23 protein-coding genes are annotated in these 19,772 nt (G+C 45.0%); 14 read left to right on the top strand and 9 right to left on the bottom strand.

Annotation, left to right across the window (positions count from 1 at the left end; genetic code table 11):
- Positions 1–73: 73 nt before the first annotated feature.
- The 7 genes from QUA04_RS11220 (at position 74) to QUA04_RS11190 (ending at position 7,675) form a co-directional block, all read left to right on the top strand.
- Complete coding sequence (locus tag QUA04_RS11220; RefSeq protein WP_333256841.1) at positions 74–1,090, top strand: LD-carboxypeptidase; 1,017 nt, start codon at positions 74–76, stop codon at positions 1,088–1,090.
- Positions 1,091–1,187: 97 nt separating this feature from the next.
- Positions 1,188–1,946, top strand: a complete 759-nt coding sequence (locus tag QUA04_RS11215) for a class I SAM-dependent methyltransferase (protein WP_333256838.1) — start codon at positions 1,188–1,190, stop codon at positions 1,944–1,946.
- 221 nt (positions 1,947–2,167) lie between these two features.
- On the top strand, positions 2,168–3,169 hold the full coding sequence (locus tag QUA04_RS11210) for a cytochrome c oxidase subunit II (protein ID WP_333256759.1): 1,002 nt from the start codon (positions 2,168–2,170) through the stop codon (positions 3,167–3,169).
- A 78-nt stretch (positions 3,170–3,247) separates the two neighbouring features.
- Positions 3,248–5,053, top strand: coding sequence for a cytochrome c oxidase subunit I (gene ctaD / locus QUA04_RS11205; RefSeq protein ID WP_333256757.1), 1,806 nt, complete (start codon positions 3,248–3,250; stop codon positions 5,051–5,053).
- A gap of 150 nt (positions 5,054–5,203) precedes the next feature.
- Positions 5,204–5,827 (top strand): heme-copper oxidase subunit III, encoded by a 624-nt coding sequence (locus QUA04_RS11200; RefSeq protein WP_333256754.1) that lies wholly within the window; start codon positions 5,204–5,206, stop codon positions 5,825–5,827.
- A 163-nt stretch (positions 5,828–5,990) separates the two neighbouring features.
- Positions 5,991–6,278: an HNH endonuclease gene (locus tag QUA04_RS11195; RefSeq protein WP_333256750.1), complete on the top strand. Its 288-nt coding sequence runs from the start codon at positions 5,991–5,993 to the stop codon at positions 6,276–6,278.
- 164 nt (positions 6,279–6,442) lie between these two features.
- Positions 6,443–7,675, top strand: a complete 1,233-nt coding sequence (locus QUA04_RS11190) for a hypothetical protein (protein ID WP_333256747.1) — start codon at positions 6,443–6,445, stop codon at positions 7,673–7,675.
- 14 nt (positions 7,676–7,689) lie between these two features.
- On the opposite strand, the gene QUA04_RS11185 is transcribed toward QUA04_RS11190, so the two are convergent.
- The 4 genes from QUA04_RS11185 to QUA04_RS11170 all read right to left on the bottom strand — a co-directional run bounded on the left by QUA04_RS11185 (position 7,690) and on the right by QUA04_RS11170 (position 10,586).
- Positions 7,690–7,989, bottom strand: coding sequence for a (2Fe-2S) ferredoxin domain-containing protein (locus QUA04_RS11185; protein ID WP_333256744.1), 300 nt, complete (start codon positions 7,987–7,989; stop codon positions 7,690–7,692).
- 141 nt (positions 7,990–8,130) lie between these two features.
- Positions 8,131–9,105, bottom strand: a complete 975-nt coding sequence (locus QUA04_RS11180; RefSeq protein ID WP_333256742.1) for a cysteine synthase A — start codon at positions 9,103–9,105, stop codon at positions 8,131–8,133.
- A 65-nt stretch (positions 9,106–9,170) separates the two neighbouring features.
- Entirely contained in the window at positions 9,171–9,752 is a 582-nt protein-coding gene (locus QUA04_RS11175; RefSeq protein WP_333256739.1) for a Uma2 family endonuclease, read from the bottom strand.
- 195 nt (positions 9,753–9,947) lie between these two features.
- Positions 9,948–10,586, bottom strand: a complete 639-nt coding sequence (locus QUA04_RS11170) for a peroxiredoxin (protein ID WP_333256737.1) — start codon at positions 10,584–10,586, stop codon at positions 9,948–9,950.
- 160 nt (positions 10,587–10,746) lie between these two features.
- On the opposite strand from QUA04_RS11170, the gene QUA04_RS11165 reads away from it, so the two are divergent.
- The 4 genes from QUA04_RS11165 to QUA04_RS11150 all read left to right on the top strand — a co-directional run bounded on the left by QUA04_RS11165 (position 10,747) and on the right by QUA04_RS11150 (position 13,531).
- Positions 10,747–11,022, top strand: a complete 276-nt coding sequence (locus QUA04_RS11165) for a hypothetical protein (RefSeq protein ID WP_333173128.1) — start codon at positions 10,747–10,749, stop codon at positions 11,020–11,022.
- A gap of 95 nt (positions 11,023–11,117) precedes the next feature.
- Positions 11,118–11,480, top strand: coding sequence for a cupin domain-containing protein (locus tag QUA04_RS11160; protein WP_333256734.1), 363 nt, complete (start codon positions 11,118–11,120; stop codon positions 11,478–11,480).
- Positions 11,481–12,029: 549 nt separating this feature from the next.
- On the top strand, positions 12,030–12,911 hold the full coding sequence (locus tag QUA04_RS11155; RefSeq protein ID WP_333256731.1) for a ChaN family lipoprotein: 882 nt from the start codon (positions 12,030–12,032) through the stop codon (positions 12,909–12,911).
- 38 nt (positions 12,912–12,949) lie between these two features.
- Positions 12,950–13,531 carry an NAD(P)H-dependent oxidoreductase gene (locus QUA04_RS11150; RefSeq protein WP_333256728.1) on the top strand — a complete coding sequence of 194 codons (582 nt, stop codon included), beginning with the start codon at positions 12,950–12,952 and terminating at the stop codon, positions 13,529–13,531.
- Positions 13,532–13,996: 465 nt separating this feature from the next.
- Here QUA04_RS11150 and QUA04_RS11145 read toward each other — a convergent pair whose 3' ends face one another.
- The 3 genes from QUA04_RS11145 to QUA04_RS11135 form a co-directional block, all read right to left on the bottom strand.
- A complete protein-coding gene (locus tag QUA04_RS11145; protein WP_333256725.1) occupies positions 13,997–14,161 on the bottom strand; it encodes a hypothetical protein in 165 nt (54 codons plus the stop codon).
- 65 nt (positions 14,162–14,226) lie between these two features.
- Positions 14,227–15,057 carry an inositol monophosphatase family protein gene (locus tag QUA04_RS11140; protein ID WP_333256722.1) on the bottom strand — a complete coding sequence of 277 codons (831 nt, stop codon included), beginning with the start codon at positions 15,055–15,057 and terminating at the stop codon, positions 14,227–14,229.
- Between the two features lie 93 nt (positions 15,058–15,150).
- Entirely contained in the window at positions 15,151–16,584 is a 1,434-nt protein-coding gene (locus tag QUA04_RS11135; RefSeq protein ID WP_333256719.1) for a BCD family MFS transporter, read from the bottom strand.
- A 151-nt stretch (positions 16,585–16,735) separates the two neighbouring features.
- Here QUA04_RS11135 and QUA04_RS11130 point away from each other — a divergent pair, with 151 nt between their 5' ends.
- The 3 genes from QUA04_RS11130 to QUA04_RS11120 all read left to right on the top strand — a co-directional run bounded on the left by QUA04_RS11130 (position 16,736) and on the right by QUA04_RS11120 (position 19,017).
- Positions 16,736–17,680 carry an aldo/keto reductase gene (locus QUA04_RS11130; protein ID WP_333256835.1) on the top strand — a complete coding sequence of 315 codons (945 nt, stop codon included), beginning with the start codon at positions 16,736–16,738 and terminating at the stop codon, positions 17,678–17,680.
- A 177-nt stretch (positions 17,681–17,857) separates the two neighbouring features.
- Positions 17,858–18,373, top strand: coding sequence for an isoprenylcysteine carboxylmethyltransferase family protein (locus tag QUA04_RS11125; RefSeq protein WP_333256715.1), 516 nt, complete (start codon positions 17,858–17,860; stop codon positions 18,371–18,373).
- Between the two features lie 101 nt (positions 18,374–18,474).
- A complete protein-coding gene (locus QUA04_RS11120; protein ID WP_333256713.1) occupies positions 18,475–19,017 on the top strand; it encodes a hypothetical protein in 543 nt (180 codons plus the stop codon).
- Positions 19,018–19,105: 88 nt separating this feature from the next.
- Here the strand turns inward: QUA04_RS11120 and QUA04_RS11115 are convergent, their stop codons facing one another.
- Positions 19,106–19,231 carry a pentapeptide repeat-containing protein gene (locus tag QUA04_RS11115; protein ID WP_333256710.1) on the bottom strand — a complete coding sequence of 42 codons (126 nt, stop codon included), beginning with the start codon at positions 19,229–19,231 and terminating at the stop codon, positions 19,106–19,108.
- Positions 19,204–19,584 (bottom strand): pentapeptide repeat-containing protein, encoded by a 381-nt coding sequence (locus tag QUA04_RS11110; protein ID WP_333256708.1) that lies wholly within the window; start codon positions 19,582–19,584, stop codon positions 19,204–19,206. Before QUA04_RS11110 ends, QUA04_RS11115 begins: the two co-directional genes overlap by 28 nt.
- Positions 19,585–19,772: the final 188 nt, after the last annotated feature.

Raw genomic sequence — 19,772 nt, 5'->3', positions numbered from 1 at the left:
TGTAAACTCGCAATTTTAAACTGATATGGCAGAGATTTTGCTATACAATTATAGCAAAAATTACCTGACAGCTATGACTCTCCGCCGCCGCGCTCTGCTCACAACTTTTGGGCTGACTGCTATTGGTACTCAGCTTTTGCCGATCGCCCAAACCAACCTATCTCCCAAAAGTGCGATCGATAAGCCGCGCCGCCTGCAAGTCGGCGATACAGTAGCTTTAATCAATCCTGCTGCTTTCAACTACAAAAAAGAAATCGAGGATTTTTTAAAAGTTATCGAAAAGCTGGGATTAAAAGTTAAATTGGGAGAGCATTTTTACGACCGCTACGGCTATTTAGCAGGCAAGGATGCCGATCGCGCCGCTGATGTCAACGCAGCCTTTGCCGATGACTCAGTGCGAGCTATTTTTACCGGGATGGGCGGCTGGGGCTGTGGTCGGATATTGCCACTCCTGGATTACAATATTATCCGCAACAACCCCAAAATTATTATGGGATTCAGCGATATTACCGCGCTGCTATTGGCGATTTATGCTAAAACTAATAGAGTTACTTTTCACGGCCCTTTAGGTGCGTCAACTTGGAGCCCCTTTACAGTGGATTACGTCAAAAAAGTTTTGTTTGAGGGAGGTTCTGTGACAATGCAAAACTCCCAAAGCGTGCAAGTTCAAACAATCGGGCGCGGAACAGCTAGGGGAAAACTAATCGGCGGCAATTTATCAGTAATCGCAGCAATGGTTGGTTCGGCTTATTTACCGCAGTGGGAAAACAGTATTTTGTTTGTCGAGGAAGTTGGCGAAGAAGTTTATCGCATCGATAGAATGTTGACGCAGCTCAAATTAGCGGGCATTCTCGATAAAATTTCAGGTTTTATTTTCGGACAGTGTACCAAGTGCGAAGCTGAAAAACCCCAAGAGTCCCTAACCTTACCTCAAGTCTTGTCCGACCACATTCGCCCTTTGAAGATTCCCGCATGGTATGGTTCAATGGTCGGACACATCCGGGAGCAGTTCACTTTGCCGATCGGCCAAGAAGTCGAAATCGACGCTGACTCTGGTACAATTCAATTGTTAGAATCCGCTGTCAGCTAAATCTTAAACTCTTCTCGATATTCGCGAAACTCTTCCTCTGGTTCTGGATGACCGCGCAGAGCCTGCTAATGAAAAAATTAAACATACAATTAGGACGATCGTGAAAAACCGAGAATTCATCAAACCGCTAGCAGCAATTATCTTAGCAATAATTTGCCTGTTGCCGCTCAATGCTTGTGCAGCAGCCAGTAAAACCGCAAATGGCGACCCAATTTATCAGCAGCGAACACTCCACAATCCCGACGGCACCGGCAAATTTTACATGGGTCGAGAAATTGCTCAAGTCATGGGGTATCAAGGTGCTGGTTGGCTAGAAAGACCGTCTCGCGGCATGGAGGAAAAATCAGCTCGATTAGTCAACAATCTCGATTTAAAACCAACCGATATTGTAGCCGACATTGGAGCTGGAACGGGATATTTTAGCTTTCGCATAGCTCCCTTAGTTCCAGAAGGAAAGGTTTTGGCCGTTGACGTGCAGCCGGAAATGATTAATTTTATTAAATTGAATAAACAAGAAAAAAATATTGCTAACGTTGAGCCAGTTTTGGGAAGTATCGACAATCCAAATTTGCCGGAAAACAGCGTAGATTTAGTTGTGATGGTGGATGCTTATCACGAATTTGCATATCCCAGAGAAATGATGCAAGGAATTGTGAAAGCACTCAAACCGGGAGGCCGCACGGTATCGATCGAGTATCGGGGCGAAAACCCGCTGATTCCCATTAAAGGTTTGCACAAAATGACGCAGAAGCAGGTGAAAAAAGAAATGGCCGCCGTCGGTTTAGTATGGAAAGAGACAAAAGATATGTTACCCCAGCAGCATTTGATGGTGTTTGAGAAACCATCTCAAATTTAGCAGCCAAACAGAGCGATTGTGTACCATTTTTAATCATTTTTGTCAAGGTACAAAAGACGTATTTTTGAGGTACGCGGGCGCTCGGTCACACATACTAAGCCTTAAGTAACCCTTAAGATAGACATTTTACTAAAAATACCATTTACAATTAAAAATTGATAACCCAGAGGCGCTTCCTTCATTTTTCAAGCGAAGAAGTGTCGCTATTAAGAAGTACCAGCGTGAACATTCCAAGTTCCATCCTCACCATGCTCGCCGGCATCGTAGTGACTCTGATCAGTCTCTGGTACGGGCAGAATCACGGTTTGATGCCGATCGCCGCCTCTGACGAAGCATCCGACATAGACGCACTTTTCAATACAATGATGACCATTTCCACTGGATTATTTATCATGGTCCAGGGAATTCTCATCTTTGCAGCAATTAAATATCGCCGCCGTCAAGGAGACAACACAGACGGGCCGCCTTGGCATGACAACTTTCCCTTAGAAATTCTTTGGACAGCCGTGCCGGCGGTGATAATTTTAGGAATCGGAGTCTACAGTTTTGAGATTTACAACTCAATGGGAGGCCTCGATCCGATGGGCAATCACGACCACGGCACTATGCAAGCGCACTCTAAAATGCGGGGAAGTGCGATCGCAGCCACACTCTCAGATACACCCCAAAACGCCCCTCAAATTCCGTCTCAAAAACTCGTTGCTTTAGGCGTAGGCGCTTCCCCAGAAAATGAAGACAAACCAGCAGACTTAGTTGTAAATGTCACAGGTTTGCAGTACGCCTGGATTTTTAGCTATCCAGAAAGCGGCGTTAGTTCCGGCGAACTGCATATGCCAGTCAACCGCGACGTACAGCTAAATATCTCAGCTCAAGACGTGCTGCACGCATTTTGGCTGCCAGAATTTCGCCTCAAACAAGATGCAATTCCTGGGCGGCCGAGCGAACTGAGATTTACACCAACTAAAACCGGCGAATACCGGGTTGTTTGTGCGGAATTGTGCGGCGCTTATCACGGAGCGATGAAAGCTTTAGCAGTCGTTCACACGCCAGAAGAATTCGACACTTGGCTGCAAAGCCAGCAAGTTGCTAGCAGTCAAAACTTAGAGCAAGCAGTTGCAGTCAATCCTGGGGAATTGTCAGACGGTGAATTTTTGGCTCCCTACGTCAGGGAAATAAAAATTAATTCCGAAACCCTAGAACAACTTCACCCAACTCATCACTAAAAATAGTCATTAGTTCCTGGCACTGGGTCTTTGATCCTGAGCTAATAATTAATGACTAATAACTAATGACTAATAACTATGACACAAGCACAGTTCCAAGAAAGTGCAAACACTGAGGCTCGCGGAACAGCGCCCGCCGATAGACATTGGCGCGACTACTTCACTTTTAATACCGACCACAAAGTCATCGGTATTCAATACCTAGTCACAACATTTATTTTCTATCTAATCGGCGGCGTGATGGCAACTTTGGTGCGAACAGAACTCGCCACCCCCGACGCCGATTTTGTCACCCCCGAACTCTACAACAGTTTATTTACTGTTCACGCGACGGTGATGATCTTCTTGTGGATCGTACCCGCCGGAGCCGGATTTGCTAACTTTTTGATCCCCTTAATGATTGGGGCAAAAGACATGGCATTTCCCAGGCTGAATGCGATCGCCTTTTGGATGATTCCCGTAGGCGGCGTGTTGCTGTTGAGCAGTTTTTTGGTAGGAGCTCCGCAGGCTGGTTGGACTTCCTATCCGCCTTTGAGCTTAGTTACTGCTCAAGCCGGGGAAGAAATTTGGATTCTCAGCGTTTTGATTCTGGGAACTTCTTCGATTTTGGGGGCGGTGAATTTTGCCGTTACCATCTTTACCATGCGCGTTCCGAGCATGAGTCTCAATGAAATGCCTTTGTTTTGCTGGGCGATGATTGCGACTTCAGCGCTCACTTTGATTGCTACTCCAGTCTTAGCCGCAGCTTTGATTTTGCTGTCGTTTGACTTGTTAGCGGGGACGGCATTTTTTAACCCGACCGGCAACGGCGATCCCATCGTCTACCAGCATTTATTCTGGTTTTATTCGCACCCGGCAGTTTACATTATGATTATGCCCTTTTTCGGGGTGATTTCAGAAGTTTTGCCGGTGCATTCCCGCAAGCCAATTTTTGGTTATTTGGCGATCGCATATTCCAGTCTCGCGATCAGCTTTTTGGGCTTGATCGTGTGGGCGCACCATATGTTTACCAGCGGCACTCCCGGCTGGCTGCGGATGTTTTTTATGATCACTACTATGATCATCGCCGTACCCACTGGGATTAAAATATTTAGCTGGTTGGCAACTATTTGGGGAGGAAAACTCCGGCTTGTCAGCGCCATGCTATTTGGGATGGGTTTTATCTCAACATTTGTCCTCGGCGGCATCACCGGGATCATGGTGGCTTCCGTACCTTTCGACATTCACGTTCACGACACTTATTTTGTCGTCGCTCACCTACACTACGTGCTATTTGGCGGCTCAGTGTTTGGCATTTACGCTGCTTTTTACCACTGGTTCCCCAAAATGACGGGGCGGATGATTAATGAATTTTGGGGTAGAGTTCACTTTGTTTTAACCTATGTTGGCTTTACTGTAACTTTCCTGCCGATGCACGCTTTGGGGATGCAAGGAATGCCTCGGCGCGTGGCAATGTACGACCCGAAATTTACCACAATTAATGTCATTTGTACTGTTGGTGCTTATATGCTGGCAGTGTCTACAATCCCCTTTATCATTAATGTGATTTGGAGCTGGAGGTACGGCCCGAAAGCAGGTGACAATCCTTGGCAAGCTTTGAGTTTGGAATGGATGACGACTTCACCACCCCCCATCGAAAATTTTGAAGGAGTGCCGGTATTGGCAACGGGGCCTTACGATTACGGCATGGAAAAAATTCAGCATACTGGGGAACGTCTCAGACTCAAGTTGAGGGAGAATGCCACCCGCAACGCCCAGAAAACAGGTATTCCTATTGCGGAGGCTCAAGCTTCAACTTTCTTTGGCGGTACTGCCACTTTGGTCGCTCCTGAATCAGAGATAAATGTTGATTCTCCTGCTGATGAAAGTCAAGATGGCGAATAGTTATTAGTCATCAGGCATTAGTCATTGGGCATTGTTGACTGTTGACTGTTGACTGTTGACTGTTGACTGTTAACTAATGACTGATGACTAATGCCAACTGACAACTGACAACTGACAACTGACAACTGACTTCTTCATTACCAATTTCTTATGCAAATTCCAGCGATAGATCCGGCAAAAACAGCCCTGAATTACCACCACGAGGCTGAGGTAGAGGCACATGGTGTGGAGCATCCCGACCACCGAATGTTAGGTGTAATTGTCTTCCTGTGCGCTGAAGGCATGATATTTTTCGGTATGTTTGCTGCGTATTTGATTTATCGGGCGATGGCCCCCGTGTGGCCTCCTGAAGGTACGCCGGCGCGAGAGTTATTGCTGCCGGGAATCAATACGATCATTCTGATTGCTAGCAGTTTTGTGATTCACAATGCTGATACTGCAATCAAAAAAAATGATGCGGCCGGAATGCGGAATTGGCTGCTCGTAACTATTGCGATGGGAGCCGTTTTCTTGTTCGGTCAGGTTTACGAATACACTCATTTAGAGTTTGGCTTGACGACGAATTTGTATGCCAGTTGCTTTTACGTTTTGACTGCTTTTCACGGCTTGCACGTTACGTTGGGAGTGCTGCTGATGGTGGCGGTGGTGTGGCGATCGCGCGCGCAAGGTCACTATTCTAGCGAGCACCACTTCGGAATCGAAGCGACTGAGATTTACTGGCACTTTGTCGATGTGATTTGGATTGTTTTGTTTCTGTTACTGTATATTTTGTGATCCCAGAGGCTTTTCAACCTCTGCCACAAGAGATTTGTATGACCCCCAATTGGGGGTTTTTTTATTGTTGGGAAAGTGCGATCGACTTTCATTCACATGAATCAAAGCCGATCGCGCTAAACTAAAAGTAGCAATTCTCCTATCCAGCAGCATTGAGAAAATTATGCAGTGCGAATTGTGCGATCGACAAATGGAAGCATTAACCGCCCATCACCTCATCCCCAAACAAAACACCAAGCGGAAAAACGAAGACCCAAGCCCGACAATCGATATTTGCTCAGCCTGTCACCGCCAGATTCACTCTCTATTTGAGAACAAACACCTCGCCCAAGAGCTCAATACCCTAGAAAAGCTCAAAAATGAGCCTGAACTCCAGAAATTTGTCTCTTGGATTAAGAAACAAAAAACCGACAAACGCATTCAAGTACGCGGCAAAAAAGCTCGATCGTAGGGCTCGAACTCAGATATATAGTCCTGGGCGCAGTTACTGTCTCAAAGCCGGTTTATTCATAAATTTTTCGTTCCCTAACCCAAATTTTACATAGAAACCCGGTTTGTTTGCGTAAATCCTAGTATAGTGATTTACTTATTTGTAACAAGTTGCCAACAATTATCATGAACCTCACCTCCCTCGAACTTGCAAAAGACCGAGCGCGCATCTTCAAAAACTACCTCCAAATGGAAATAGATGCCCAAGCTAACATAAACAAATTAGCCTTTTTAGACCGGGGCATTGAAAAATCCCCTTACCAACAAGAAATTAAAAACTATCCCGATTATCTCAAACAGAAACCCGACGGCTTAAAAGTAATTAGCTATATTCCCGGACCCAATAATCTCCTCAAACTTACCCCCTTTCCCAGCTTAGGAGAACTACCTCAAATTGACTCTCAAGCTTTAAACTTTCTTCACGAAGACATCAAACAAGCATGCGTTTGCATTGGTACTTTTGTAGACGGCAAAATTCAGGGGCAGTGGCTGGGAAAAAACGCACTTACCAATACTGAGCAGTGGAGTGCCACTAAAATTATCCCACTGCTTAATATCGTCAGTCAAGTAAATAGCAAATATCCCGACTGCGACATTGACAACTGCGTTGTTAGAGATGGCAACGGGCTAAAATACGATTTTTACTTTTACGACGTAGCAAAAGACATGATTAGCTATGCCTCAAATATAGCAAGTTCAAACTCCTTAGCCGCGATGTTCAAACGCTTCGATACTCGCATAGGACTAGAGCAATGGCTGAAGAGCGCTACTGGCAATAACGACCTAATTTTTCGCGGCGATTACGGCGAAAATCCTTATCACAACAACCCCAAAATTTTCGATCTCACCAAAAAACAAGTGCTGCTAAGTGCCGCCTTAAACAGCACCCAACAAAAAAATTCCGTATCTGCTTATGATTTAACCAGGCTGATTTCCATGTTAGGATGGCACTTCCACATCGAACAGCGATCGCGCATGAAAGGAGCTCAGTGGAACAGCCTAGAAAGCATTGTCAGAGCAATGGGACATGACACCGCTCGATATGTGGACGTAGCAATTAAAACTTTGGGGATGGATAGCCTCATCACTTCTCCAGTAATTATCTCAAAATTGGGTTACGGACTGAGCTCGATCAGGGGAACCCTAGAAACAGTTTATGTGGCTTTAGTACGGTTTGTTGACGAACGGCCGAAGGCGGCGGGAAAGCCGTCAAAACTCAGAACTTTAGCCATGAGTTTGCGGGCAGAAAAAGCTGTAGGCGGTTCCACCAGTGTCGATCGCCTAGCGATCGAACTCGACGCCAGATTTTGCGCCGAAGTCACGGAAATTCTCCGTCGGTTGTTTGCGGAAGAATTTTAAACGCGGGCGATCGACTAATGAGAAAGTCGGTGAAACTTGCGGTAAAGCATCCTCTCTACCGGCTTTCCTCCCCGCAAATGTTGATCCGTTATTGCCGCCACTTCTTCAGGGCAAACGCTATTGTACCAAACCTCTTCTGGTAGCACCAACACCATCGGCCCGTTGCCGCATTGTCCCAAACAACTGCTAGCAACAACTTCGACTTCTGATGGTGACAATTTCTGAAAAGCTGCCAGTACCTTTGCTGAATTTTGCTTGCGACAAGTGCGGTTTTGGCAAACAAGAACTTGCCTAGAAGATTCGATCATTTTCATGTTTTTTTACTTGACATTCTGCTACATATATGCTATTTTCTTAGCATGGGAATAGGTGCGCGCATATATACCCAGATTGCCCAGATTGCCCAGATTTGATATATTCCCAAATTTTAAGGTGCGCCGCAACGCACCCTACGATTAATCTGGTGACAAGCCTTTGGAAGCCAACCATTGTCGATCGAACAAACGCGACTGATACCGAGCCCCGCCGTCGCAGAGTACCGTAACAATCGTATGTCCAGGCCCCAATTGCTTCGCTAAAGCCACAGCCGCCGCCACATTAATCCCCACAGAACCGCCCATAAACAGCCCTTCTTTCCTCAGGAGTTGGTAAATCACCCGGACAGCTTCAGTATCGTTAATTTGGATGGCGTCGTCTACCGGGGCATTCTCCATATTTGCAGTGACGCGGGTGGTGCCAATTCCCTCAGTAATCGAACTACCTTCAGTCTTAATTTCCCCAGTTTTGAAATAACTGTAAAGCCCGCTGCCCATCGGGTCTGCCAAGACAATTCTAATAGCAGGATTTTTTTCTTTCAAAAACATTCCTACGCCCGCAAAAGTGCCGCCAGTACCAGTAGCAGTTACCCAAGCATCAATTTTACCGTTTGTTTGTTCCCAAATTTCCGGGCCAGTTGTCTCGTAATGAGCTCGGCGATTGGCTAAATTGTCAAACTGATTTGCCCAGACTGCATTCTCCATTTCTGCAGCCAATCTTCCCGACAATTTGACATAATTATTTGGGTCTTTGTAAGGAACAGCGGGAACAGTCCGAACTTCAGCGCCCAAGGTTTTCAAAGCATCGATTTTTTCTTGAGATTGGTTATCGGGAATCACAATCAAACATTTGTAACCTTTAGCGTTGCAAATGTGAGCCAAACCGATGCCAGTATTGCCGGCAGTGCCTTCAACAACAGTGCCGCCCGGTTTTAGCAAGCCTTTTTCTTCTGCATCTTTGATAATGTATAAAGCAGCCCGGTCTTTTACAGAACCGCCGGGATTGAGAAACTCTGCTTTGCCGAGAATTTCGCAGCCTGTTTCATCGCTGAAGCTGTTTAAGCGAATTAGTGGGGTGTTGCCGATTGTGCCTACAAAGCCGTTTTTAATATCCATATTTTTTGCGTGTGTGTATCCTATGATTAATTTTTACAATAAGTTGATATTTATTGCTACCACTTTTACCAAATCTTGCTCATATTGAGTACGAATCCAGGCAAAACGGGGTCGCCGCTAACTGTAGCCGGATTCTCCAAACATTCTTCTGGCAAACCAGGACGGTAAATATAAACTCGGCGATTTTTGCGGTCAATTAACCAGCCTAACTGCACTCCTGGTTCTCTCATATATTCTTGCATTTTGTCTTGCAATGGCTTGAGATTATCAGAAGCAGACCTCAGTTCTACTACAAAATCAGGGCAAATAGGTGGGAATTTATCTTGCTGTTCTGGTGACAAAGTATTCCACCGTTCCAGTTTAATCCAGGAGGCATCTGGAGACCTGTCACCCATTGAAAGCTTAAATCCCGTACTGGAGTCAAAACACATACCTGTTCCATCTTGGCGAGCCCAAATATACAACTCTCCAAAGACGCTACCGCTGCGATTTCCTGTTGTTCCACCAGTAGGAGGCATAATTAGCAATTCTCCCGATTTATTGCGTTCAATGCGTAACTCACTATTGATTTGACAGAACTCGAAAAACTCGTCGTCTGTCATTTGCAATTTGGGCGGTATTCGCAACACAATTGTTGATGACAGCATTTAGCCTTTCCTCAAATCTAAAGTGTTTACACAAGATTACACAATTTCTTTGTTTGTAGCGAGGACTAAAGTCCTAAAAAATCAGGATTAAGGACTCAAGCCCTAACTACAAGCTGGTTGAACTGGCGAATTATAGAGGTAAGGTGTGCAGTACACACCTTACATAATTAGGTTCTGCGTCCAGGAATTTTAAACCTATTTATTCGGCTGAGGAGTCATCCGCAAATAAGGCTTAATCGGCGTATAACCTTTAGGAAATTTCTCTTCCAACTCTTTCGGGTCGGTAATCGAAGGTACGATTACGCAATCGTCGCCGTCTTTCCAATCAACCGGAGTCGCAACGCTGTATTTGTCGGTAAGTTGCAAGGAATCAATAACTCGCAAAATTTCATTAAAATTCCTACCTGTGCTCGCCGGATAAGTAATGCTCAAACGCAATTTCTTTTGCGGGTCAATCACAAAAACTGTGCGGATTGTTAAGTTATTCAGCGAGTGGGGATGGATCATGTCGTAAATGTCGGAGACTTTACGATCGCCATCTGCTAAAATCGGATAATTGAGGGTGACATTTTGAGTTTCCTCAATATCTTTAATCCAGCCCATGTGAGAATCCACATCATCGACGCTGAGGGCAATGGTTTTGACGCCCCGCTTGTCAAATTCAGACTTTAGACGGGCCACTGCACCGAGTTCTGTGGTGCACACTGGAGTGTAGTCTTTCGGGTGGGAAAACAACACGACCCAGCTATCCCCAGCCCAGTCGTAGAAATTGATTTCCCCTTCAGACGAAGCTTGGGTAAAGTTGGGAACTGTATCGCCTAATCGCAGAGTCATAACTGATTTCCTCTAATTTTATTTAAGGACTGTTCCTTATCATGCCATAATTGCCCGGTTTCTCGATCGAGCTGTAAAGGATTCTAAACTTTTTGGTCGATCGATCGGCAATTCCACTACTGTAATGTATGTGTGGCTTATACCGCTAAATTTTCTTGCTATGCTTTACTTTCTGCTGAAGGCAATACAGCCTATTTTAGTCCCGCTGTGTTTTGTGTCCGCCTGGGGTTTAGTTTTTTTGCTTTTTTTGAGTGTCGGGCGTGCTGTCACCGACTCCCTGCGTCGAGCTCAGCGGATGCACCAAATCCCTTGTGCTAACTGCGTATTTTTCACCGGCGACTACCACCTCAAGTGTCCCGTTCAGCCTACTATAGCTTTATCTGAAGATGCGATCGACTGTCCTGATTATCGAGGGCATTCGGGAATTTACGGTTAAAAAATCCGACCGCCGCTTTACATATTTCTTAACATCTCTGACTCTTTCAATTAAACTTAAGTTGTGGTAAAGAGATTTTCAGGAGAGGGGAAAGAATGCTAATTCAAAAGCTAAATGCCTGCGATGAGTTTATTGCTGGCGACGGTACTCAACTGCGAGAATTGCTGCATCCAGACAAACAAGCTGTGGATTTGCGTTACAGTTTAGCCCACGCCACTTTGCCAGCGGGACAAACTTCTGTGCTGCACTCCCTGACAACTTCTGAAGTTTACTATATCCTCAGCGGCGTTGGAGAAATGCACATCGACGACGAAAATCAATTCGTGGAAGCCGGAGATGCAGTTTACATTCCGCCAAACGCCAAGCAGTTTATTTACAACTGTGGCACCGAGCCGCTAATATTTATGTGTATCGTCGATCCCGCGTGGCGAAAGGAAGACGAGACAATTTTCCAGTAATTTTCTAGTTTTTCTCATTTTAGTCTCGTTACCCGGCTCTGCGGGGTAACGCATATCTAGAGGCTCTGCCTCTAGTGAAAAAAACATCACAAACCGAAAATCTCTTTTAACAACAACAGCACCCAGCCATATGTACCGAGTGATTTCCTCTTTTTTCAACTTCGATGTGGAGTTGCAATAATCGTCGGATTCAGTTGCATTGCTCCCCTCTAATTAGTTGAGGAAGTATCAGCTTTGTTGGTGGGTGCTGCTATTGTTTTTTGATGAGACAGATGTGAGATTAAACAGCGTTTTTACTCCTTAGATTCTATTGTGAACTTCGCTGTGGTATCTAGAGGTTGTATCTGTCATAGAAGCTTTTTGTTCGCTTCATATTATTAATTTAGCACCTTCTTCTAGAAGCGCAAGTACCTGCAACTAAACTTTACATTTTTAGAAGTAACTGCGGATAATTATGAAGTTAAATTAAGCATTGAGCTTTCTAGCTGCTCAGCTAAAATAGTAGAGTTCGGCTGTGCTTGCTGCTGCGAGAAACGGCATAATATTTGTATGAAAACAACCAAACTCATCAAACTGTGCGCCTTATCGATCGGTCTCTTCCTGCTGTGCAGCAGTGCAGTAACAGCGCAAACGACGACGAACCCTCAACCTGGGCAAACTTACACTAACCAAGAGATTCTGCAACAGTTGGTAAAGGCAAAAGTCGTGTATCTGGGCGAAACCCACGATAGCGCTGAAGACCATCAAGCTCAACTGGCGATTATCCGAGAAATGCAGCGGCAAAATCGGAAAATTGCGATCGCGATGGAAATGTTTCAGCGTCCGTTTCAAAGTGCGATCGACAACTACTTAGCAGGTAAACTGACTGAACAGCAATTAGTCGAGCAAACAGAGTACAATCGCAGATGGCGTTTTCCCTGGGAATCTTACGCCCCCATTTTGCGGTTTGCCAAAGAAAATCAACTACCTGTCCTCGCCTTAAATACACCATCCGAAGTAACGAGAAAAGTTGCCAGTCAAGGTTTAGAAAGCCTCACAGCAGAGGAAAAAAAGCACATTCCCCCAATATCCGAAATTCACACCGACAACGCCGAATATCGGCAACTGCTGCTAGAAGTTTACCAGCAACACCAAAAGGCAGAACAGGGAAATAGTACGGCTTTTGAAAGATTCTTGCAAGCCCAAGTTTTGTGGGACGAAACGATGGCGGAAAAAATAGCTGAATTTGTCAAAGCAAACCCTGACTATCAAGTTGTGGTGTTGGCGGGTAAAGGACACATTATTTACGGTTACGGCATTCCCAGTCGCGTCGAGAGGCGTTTGGGTGTCGGGAATGTAAAAGTGCGATCGGTTTTACTCAATTCCAGTGACAATCCTGTTTTGTCGGCAGATAGACCCATTGCTGACTTTGTTTGGAGTCACTCGAAATAGTACAATTATACGCGGAAACAATAATCAGGTAAAAATCAATGACAAACAGACCAAAAATACTTGCATTTGCCGGAAGTACCCGCGAAGGATCGTATAACAAACTGCTGGTAAAAGTTGCGGCGGCTGGGGCTAGTGCGGCAGGTGCAGAAGTTACTTATGTAGATTTGCGCGATTTGCCGATGCCGCTATTTGACGAAGATTTGGAAGCAAAAGAGGGAATGCCAGAAAATGCCAGAAAATTGAAGGAATTAATGGTAGCGCATGACGGGTTTTTGATAGCTTCCCCTGAGTATAACAGTTCAATTACGCCTGTGTTGAAAAATGCGATCGATTGGGTATCGCGCCCAGCACCGGGTGAACCGGGATTGGTGGCATTTACTGGCAAAGTAGCGGTAATTATGAGTGCTTCCCCAGGCGGACTCGGCGGTTTGCGGGGATTAGTGCATTTGCGATCGATCCTGGGGAATATTAACGTATTGGTGCTCCCCGATCAGAAAGCAATTCCCCAAGCTTTTGAAGCATTTAATGCTGACGGTACGATGAAAGATCCCAAACAGCAGGACGCTGTTGAAACTCTCGGTGCTAAGTTGTCTAATGTGCTGTCGAAATTAATCGCCTGAAGCAATAAATTCATTTTGCAGTAGGGACACAGCAAGGTTGTGTCCCAATCCCAGCATCTGTTATTTCGCTGGCTGCATCAAGTGCGATCGCATCGCAGAATTGCTACGATAGATCATAGTTGATTGGCTGTTATTCTCAACCCCAAATTAACATGAAATTCACCAAAGACCCAAAATCAGCACCTGCTAAAACCAGCAGCCACGCTTGAGAATTGCACTTAGAAAATCATCCGTCTGGTGAATCCCTGAAATTGTGCTATCGAAATTAGTGCGATCGCCAACCGCCGACTTTTCCGAGTTTCTTCCAAGGTTTATTCTTGTATCTTCCCCCAGGCTAACTCTTCAACATAGCCAACATACCACTCATCTACTTTTTCCCACACCGCAGTAAATCTATTTACCCTTGTGCCTCTACTTGAAAACGGGTATAATTTTATTTCTCCGATATAATATCGAGTTCAAAAATTACCACAAATTGTACCAAAACCGCATCACCCGATCGACGTAAAACAAAACCACCCGATCGCAGATTGGCACAAATCGACGAGAGTAGGCATACTTGAACCATCGGTCATCGGTCGGTATATTTCTTCCAAACAGCACGGCAGACGTGGGAGACTCCTCCGTCACGCCTGCCCTGCAGTTTTATTTAAAAATTGTTCGATTTCCTACGGGATAGCTTCGCTTTACGTAAATTACCCCATTTTTTTCTTTTTCCAAGCCTCCACAAACGGCAAAAACACCGACACCAACTCCTGCCGATTCATCACCAAAGTCGGATAAGAAATCCTCCCGTAATTCTTCCCCACTTCCAGCGGAAAAATCCCCTGGGATTCCAGCGGCAACCAAACCGCACCAGCAGCCTTTACAATTACCCAACTCCCCGCAATATCCCAAATTTTCGGAGTCGCTTCCACCCCTCCCATAGCCACACCCGAAGCCACAGTCAAAAAATTGTAACTAGCCATGCCCAACATCCGAACTTTACTCGGAAGATGAGGCCCGATTCCCACACTCCGCGAACACAAATTAAAAAAATGATTGCCGCTCATTTTATCAGCAGTCGGCCGAATTTGCTTGCCGTTTAAAAACGCACCTTGAGGCATATTATCAAACACGCCACCCGAAAAATCAGGTGCAAAAAAACCGTGAAAAGACTGATTAATTGGCGGCAAATGCACGTAGCCAAAAACCGGAGTTCCACGATACAACAAACCCAAAGAAATACCCCAAATCGGAATTCCCCTAGCAAAATTAGTTGTAGCATCTAAAGGATCGACAATCCAGCACCATTCAGTATCGGGGAAAACCTGTTCGCCTTCCTCACTTAAAATCCCGTGAGTGGGAAAAGCAGATGCGATCGCACTTCTAATTTCCGCATCCGCCCAATTATCGGATTTCGTCACCAAACTGCCGTCATCCTTCTCATCCGCTTGCACGGAACCGAAATCTTGCAACAACTGCTGTCCGACTCTCTCGACAGTAACCCGTGCAAAACTTAATATAGAATCCCAAACATTAGTCATTAGTTATTAGTTATTGGTTATTGGTTATTGATTATTGGAACTAACAACTGCCACAGCCCAACTGACAACTGACACCTGCCAACTGACAACTCATCAGTCTAATTCATTTTCAAGAATAGTTGCGATCGCACTTTTAGCATTATCCTGAAACTCCCCAACATCCACCCTACCCAACAGCCAAACAGCCAGAATCATACCCACCGCCGGCACAGCAAAAACCAACCCGTAAGCCAACATCGGCAGCCCAAACAAACTTCTGCCCAAATCCAAAATAGCACCGCCACTAATCGTCGCCACACCACGCGCCATCGCCTGCGACAAACCCCAAGCACCAATAAAAGTCCCAGCAGTTTCTGCAGCAGTCAAATCCAACATCAAACTCAGCGCACCCGTCGTGGTAATTCCCGAAGCAAAACCAAAAAACATTAAAGCCGACTTAAACACAATTGGATTACCAGTAAACCCCGATAAAATAATCAAGCCAAAACAAGCAGCAACCGACAAACAGCCCAACCTAATCGTATTTTGCTTGCCAATGCGCGGCACAATTAAAAAACCAGTTGCGCTCAAACCGATCAGAGTACCAGTACCATAAATAGCATTCAACCGCGTAGTTTCCGAAATCGGCATCTTAAAAATTTCCCCGCCGTAAGGTTCCAAAACCGCATCCTGCATAAACAAGCAAATTGTCATAACCAGCAGGAAAGTAAAAAACAAACCAGTTTGGCGGCTAGCAGTCAAAATCCGCAGCGCACTTCCCAGAGTAATTTTATCTTCTCGATTCACTGCAGACGATCGCACCCCGTAGCGCGAATACTTTTTCTCAACCCCAAAAGTCCCAATCCCCACCAAAAATAAAACAAGCGCCGGCACCTTCACAAACAAACCATTAATCGAAGCCTGCAACACTTCCCGTGACACATCCCCATCAATTTGCTTTAGCAAACCGCTGCTAACAATCGCCCCAATAATAATACCAACCATCAGCATCGACCACACCACACCCACCAACTTTGATCGATCTTCCTCATCCGAAACATCCACCAACAAAGCAGCAAAAGGAGTCGAACTCGAACAAATAGCAATACCGTAAAGCGCAAAAATCAAACCCAACAAACCCACCCAACCGTAAGTAGGACTCGTCCATCCCACAGCCTCCAAACTGCCGCCCAAGCCCCACATCACCTGCACCGCCAAAAAAGCAGAAATCACAAACAAAACCCCGCCCATCCACACATAACCTGTGCGGTGATGGCCAAACAAAGGCTTAGCATCAGACATTTGCCCGAACCACACCCTAGCCGGCGCCACAAACTGGTGCATAGCCAGCGTACCCGCCACCACAGTAGCCGGAATCGCCAACTCCTTAATCATGACGCGATTGAGCACCCCCAAGGTCAAAATCGACATCATGCCCAATCCCATCTGAAACAAACCCAACCGGAACATAGTCAGGAGGGTAACTCTCTTGATAGCAGGAGTCGCGGAATCTGTTAATCTTGAATCTGGCAAACGGTCGATCGACATAACTATTCAAAATAAACACAGCATTTGCATTTATAGTAACTGACATATCGCAACCCGCCGCCATTCTTCCCCAGGCTAGAAGCTCGATCGCGATTATTCGTATCAATTCATATAAAAATAAAGAGAATCAATAACTGTGGATTTACCAACCGTGACAACCATTACCCTAGGACAAAATGGCCCAGCCGTCATTCCCCTGTGCGTCGGAACTTGGGCTTGGGGCGATAAACTATTTTGGAACTACGGCAGCAACTACGGCGCCGCCGAAGTCGAAGCAGCATTCAAAACATCCCTAGACAGCGGAGTCAACTTTTTCGACACAGCCGAAGTCTACGGTAACGGCTTGTCAGAAGAATTGCTGGGGCAGTTTATCAAAAAAACCAGCCAACCCGTTCAAATAGCCACCAAATTCGGCCCCGTACCTTGGCGGATTACAGGAAAATCAGTTTCCGAAGCCTTGAGTGCCAGCTTAAAACGCTTGCAAGTAGAACAAATAACCCTCTACCAAGTTCACTGGCCGTTCACTTTTTTACTCAGCCAAGAAACCCTGATGAACGCCTTAGCGGATGAAGTCAAACAAGGCAGAATTCAAGCAGTAGGAGTAAGCAACTATTCCGCAGAACAGATGCGCCAAGCCCACAAAATATTAGCAGCCAGAGGCGTTCCCCTAGCAACAAATCAAGTCCGGTACTCCTTGCTGTCGCGGCAAGTAGAAAAACAAGGAATTGTGAGTGCAGCCGGCGAATTGGGAGTCACAATTTTAGCTTATAGCCCCTTAGCCCAAGGATTGCTCACCGACAAATATACAGCCCAAGAACCACCTACAGGAGCTCGCAAAATGGACTCCCGCTTCACCAAAAGCGGCCTCGAAAAAATTGAATTAGTCATGTCCACGCTGCGGAAAATGGGTCGAAAGCGCGATCGCACGCCCGCCCAAGTTGCCCTAAACTGGTTGATATGCCAAAACGGAGTTATCCCCATTCCCGGCGCCAAAACCGCCAAACAAGCCCAAGAAAATGCAGGTGCATTAGGTTGGAATTTGAGCCCAGATGAAGTCAATCAACTAGAACTAATGACTCGTCCCTGGCTAGAATAAATTTGTTAATTGTTGACTGTTCACTGTTGACTGTTCACTGTTGACTGTTCGCTGTTCGCCGTAGGTTGGGTTTTACTTCAGTCTACCCAACCTACAGTTCACTTTCTTCTCACCTCTTCCTTCTTCCTTGCATCCGTTACATCCGTTACAAAATCCGTTGCCGAACTTCGTCTTACTATGAAAATCTTAACTGATTGGGGCTTCACGCGCGAAGGCTGGCGCAATAACAGCCGCGGCGAATATTTAGTCCTGCTTCAAGGAGGATTGCTCACAGGTTTTGTAATCTTACCAGTTTATCAACTGCCAGGATTAAAAATTCAATCAACTCAATTAGTTGCTATTACCGGGATTGTAGCAATTATTCTCGGCTTAAGCGGATTAATTTTCATCATCAAAGGATTGATAGACTTAGGAAAAAACCTCACACCTTTACCGTATCCCAGAGAAGACGGAGAATTAGTCCAAACAGGCATTTACGGAATAGTGCGACATCCATTATACAGTGGCTTAATTTTAGCAGCCCTCGGTTGGACACTTTTTCAAATGAGCATATCCCACTTAATAGCCAGCGCAATATTAATAATATTTTTCGACCTCAAAGCCAGCCGCGAAGAAACCTGGTTAAACGAAAAATATTTACACTATTCACAATACAGCCAGCGAGTCAAAAAACTACTTCCCGGAATTTATTAAAAGCTCGATTGCCCATAAAAAAAACCGAGCGAAGTTAACAGATTGACATTAATTGTGATTTATGCTATAAAGGGCGTAATTAATTATGAATTTTAACAGCCATGCTACGTTTAAATATCAAACTGTTAAAAACAGCATTCCCCTTCGCAGCTTTATCATTATTGCTCAGCAGTTACGCTACCAACACAAACCCTTCTCAAACACCTAAAAATCTCTTTCACTTTACCGACTCTCAGACTACTACCTCACCTAGAAAACAAAAACCAAATTTAGTCGTAGCTGATGTCAACAGTGAAAAAGCAGCAATTAAATCAGTTGTCATATTAAATTTGAAAGCTTTGAATGAAGAAAATATAGAAGTTTATATGACGACAATAGACCAAAAGTCTCCAGGATTTGAACTAACAAAAAATGCGATTGCACAAAATTTTTCTATCTACGATTTGAATTATGTAATGAACAAATTTGATGTGGCAACCATTTCAGGCAATACAGCGATAGTTACAGTAGATCAAACCACAACAAAAATTAGAGGCCCGCAGTTCAGAAATAATAGAATGGTGTTAAGGCACCAATTCAACAAATATAATGGAAAATGGAAAATGTTTAGCTCTGAGATTCAGAAAGTTGAGTATTTAAACTAGACAATTAAGACTAACGCACGAGAACGGTAAATTGCAATTGTCTAGACCAGGGAGAGCAGTATTAAAGACGACTAATGACTAATGACTATCATTCATGCCTAGTACCGTCCGGCATAATCGCCCCCTTTAAATTCGCTCCTGCCAAATTGGTACTAAGCAGCAAAGCATTCCTCAAATTAGCACCCTTTAAATTAGCCTCTTCCAGGTTTGGCATCCACAGATTCGCCCCTCCAAATTCGCCCCCTCCAAGTTAGCATTAACCAGAAAAGTCCCTTTCATGAAAGCACCTTTTAAATTGGCATTTTGCAAGTTAGTAGCTCCCAAATAAGCATCCTCTAAAAACGCATTTTCTAGATTGCTTCCCTCTAAACTTGCCCCGGCCAAATTGCTGCTTATCAGGTAAACCCTAGCCAAATTTGCCTGTTTCAAGTTAGCATTTACCAAATGCGCGCTCCACAAATTGGCATCTTTCAGGTTGGCTTTTTCTAAATTGACGCCTTCCAGAAAAACTTCGCTCAAATTCGCCCCGGAAAGATTGCAACCTTGACATTCCCTCGCTGTCAGCAATTGCCGGACTTGATGCTTGACTGACGAACGGTTCGCTGCGAAAATTATTAAACCTGTAGTTGCTAAGGCAATAATACTAAAAGTTGCCAGCCCGATCGCACTTACAATCTTCGTAGAAGTTCACGGGGGTAGCAAAAACCAAAAAAATCTGATAAGGTGAGGCACATGGAGAAGACAGTGCCGGAATT

This window comes from Microcoleus sp. S13_C5 (assembly GCF_036700845.1).
GTDB lineage: Bacteria > Cyanobacteriota > Cyanobacteriia > Cyanobacteriales > Microcoleaceae > Microcoleus.
The sequence above is the reverse complement of the archived record's forward strand: the minus strand, read 5'-3'. Positions and strand labels throughout refer to the sequence as shown.

Excerpts from the sequence above, each read along its gene's own strand:
- QUA04_RS11220 (WP_333256841.1), top strand. The coding sequence starts at position 74 with ATGACTCTCCGCCGCCGCGCTCTGCTCACAACTTTTGGGCTGACTGCT.
- ctaD (WP_333256757.1), top strand. The coding sequence starts at position 3,248 with ATGACACAAGCACAGTTCCAAGAAAGTGCAAACACTGAGGCTCGCGGA.
- QUA04_RS11200 (WP_333256754.1), top strand. The coding sequence starts at position 5,204 with ATGCAAATTCCAGCGATAGATCCGGCAAAAACAGCCCTGAATTACCAC.
- QUA04_RS11195 (WP_333256750.1), top strand. The coding sequence starts at position 5,991 with ATGCAGTGCGAATTGTGCGATCGACAAATGGAAGCATTAACCGCCCAT.
- QUA04_RS11190 (WP_333256747.1), top strand. The coding sequence starts at position 6,443 with ATGAACCTCACCTCCCTCGAACTTGCAAAAGACCGAGCGCGCATCTTC.
- QUA04_RS11185 (WP_333256744.1), bottom strand. The coding sequence starts at position 7,989 with ATGAAAATGATCGAATCTTCTAGGCAAGTTCTTGTTTGCCAAAACCGC.
- QUA04_RS11180 (WP_333256742.1), bottom strand. The coding sequence starts at position 9,105 with ATGGATATTAAAAACGGCTTTGTAGGCACAATCGGCAACACCCCACTA.
- QUA04_RS11175 (WP_333256739.1), bottom strand. The coding sequence starts at position 9,752 with ATGCTGTCATCAACAATTGTGTTGCGAATACCGCCCAAATTGCAAATG.
- QUA04_RS11170 (WP_333256737.1), bottom strand. The coding sequence starts at position 10,586 with ATGACTCTGCGATTAGGCGATACAGTTCCCAACTTTACCCAAGCTTCG.
- QUA04_RS11165 (WP_333173128.1), top strand. The coding sequence starts at position 10,747 with ATGCTTTACTTTCTGCTGAAGGCAATACAGCCTATTTTAGTCCCGCTG.
- QUA04_RS11160 (WP_333256734.1), top strand. The coding sequence starts at position 11,118 with ATGCTAATTCAAAAGCTAAATGCCTGCGATGAGTTTATTGCTGGCGAC.
- QUA04_RS11155 (WP_333256731.1), top strand. The coding sequence starts at position 12,030 with ATGAAAACAACCAAACTCATCAAACTGTGCGCCTTATCGATCGGTCTC.
- QUA04_RS11150 (WP_333256728.1), top strand. The coding sequence starts at position 12,950 with ATGACAAACAGACCAAAAATACTTGCATTTGCCGGAAGTACCCGCGAA.
- QUA04_RS11140 (WP_333256722.1), bottom strand. The coding sequence starts at position 15,057 with ATGACTAATGTTTGGGATTCTATATTAAGTTTTGCACGGGTTACTGTC.
- QUA04_RS11135 (WP_333256719.1), bottom strand. The coding sequence starts at position 16,584 with ATGTCGATCGACCGTTTGCCAGATTCAAGATTAACAGATTCCGCGACT.
- QUA04_RS11125 (WP_333256715.1), top strand. The coding sequence starts at position 17,858 with ATGAAAATCTTAACTGATTGGGGCTTCACGCGCGAAGGCTGGCGCAAT.
- QUA04_RS11120 (WP_333256713.1), top strand. The coding sequence starts at position 18,475 with ATGCTACGTTTAAATATCAAACTGTTAAAAACAGCATTCCCCTTCGCA.
- QUA04_RS11115 (WP_333256710.1), bottom strand. The coding sequence starts at position 19,231 with ATGCCAAACCTGGAAGAGGCTAATTTAAAGGGTGCTAATTTGAGGAAT.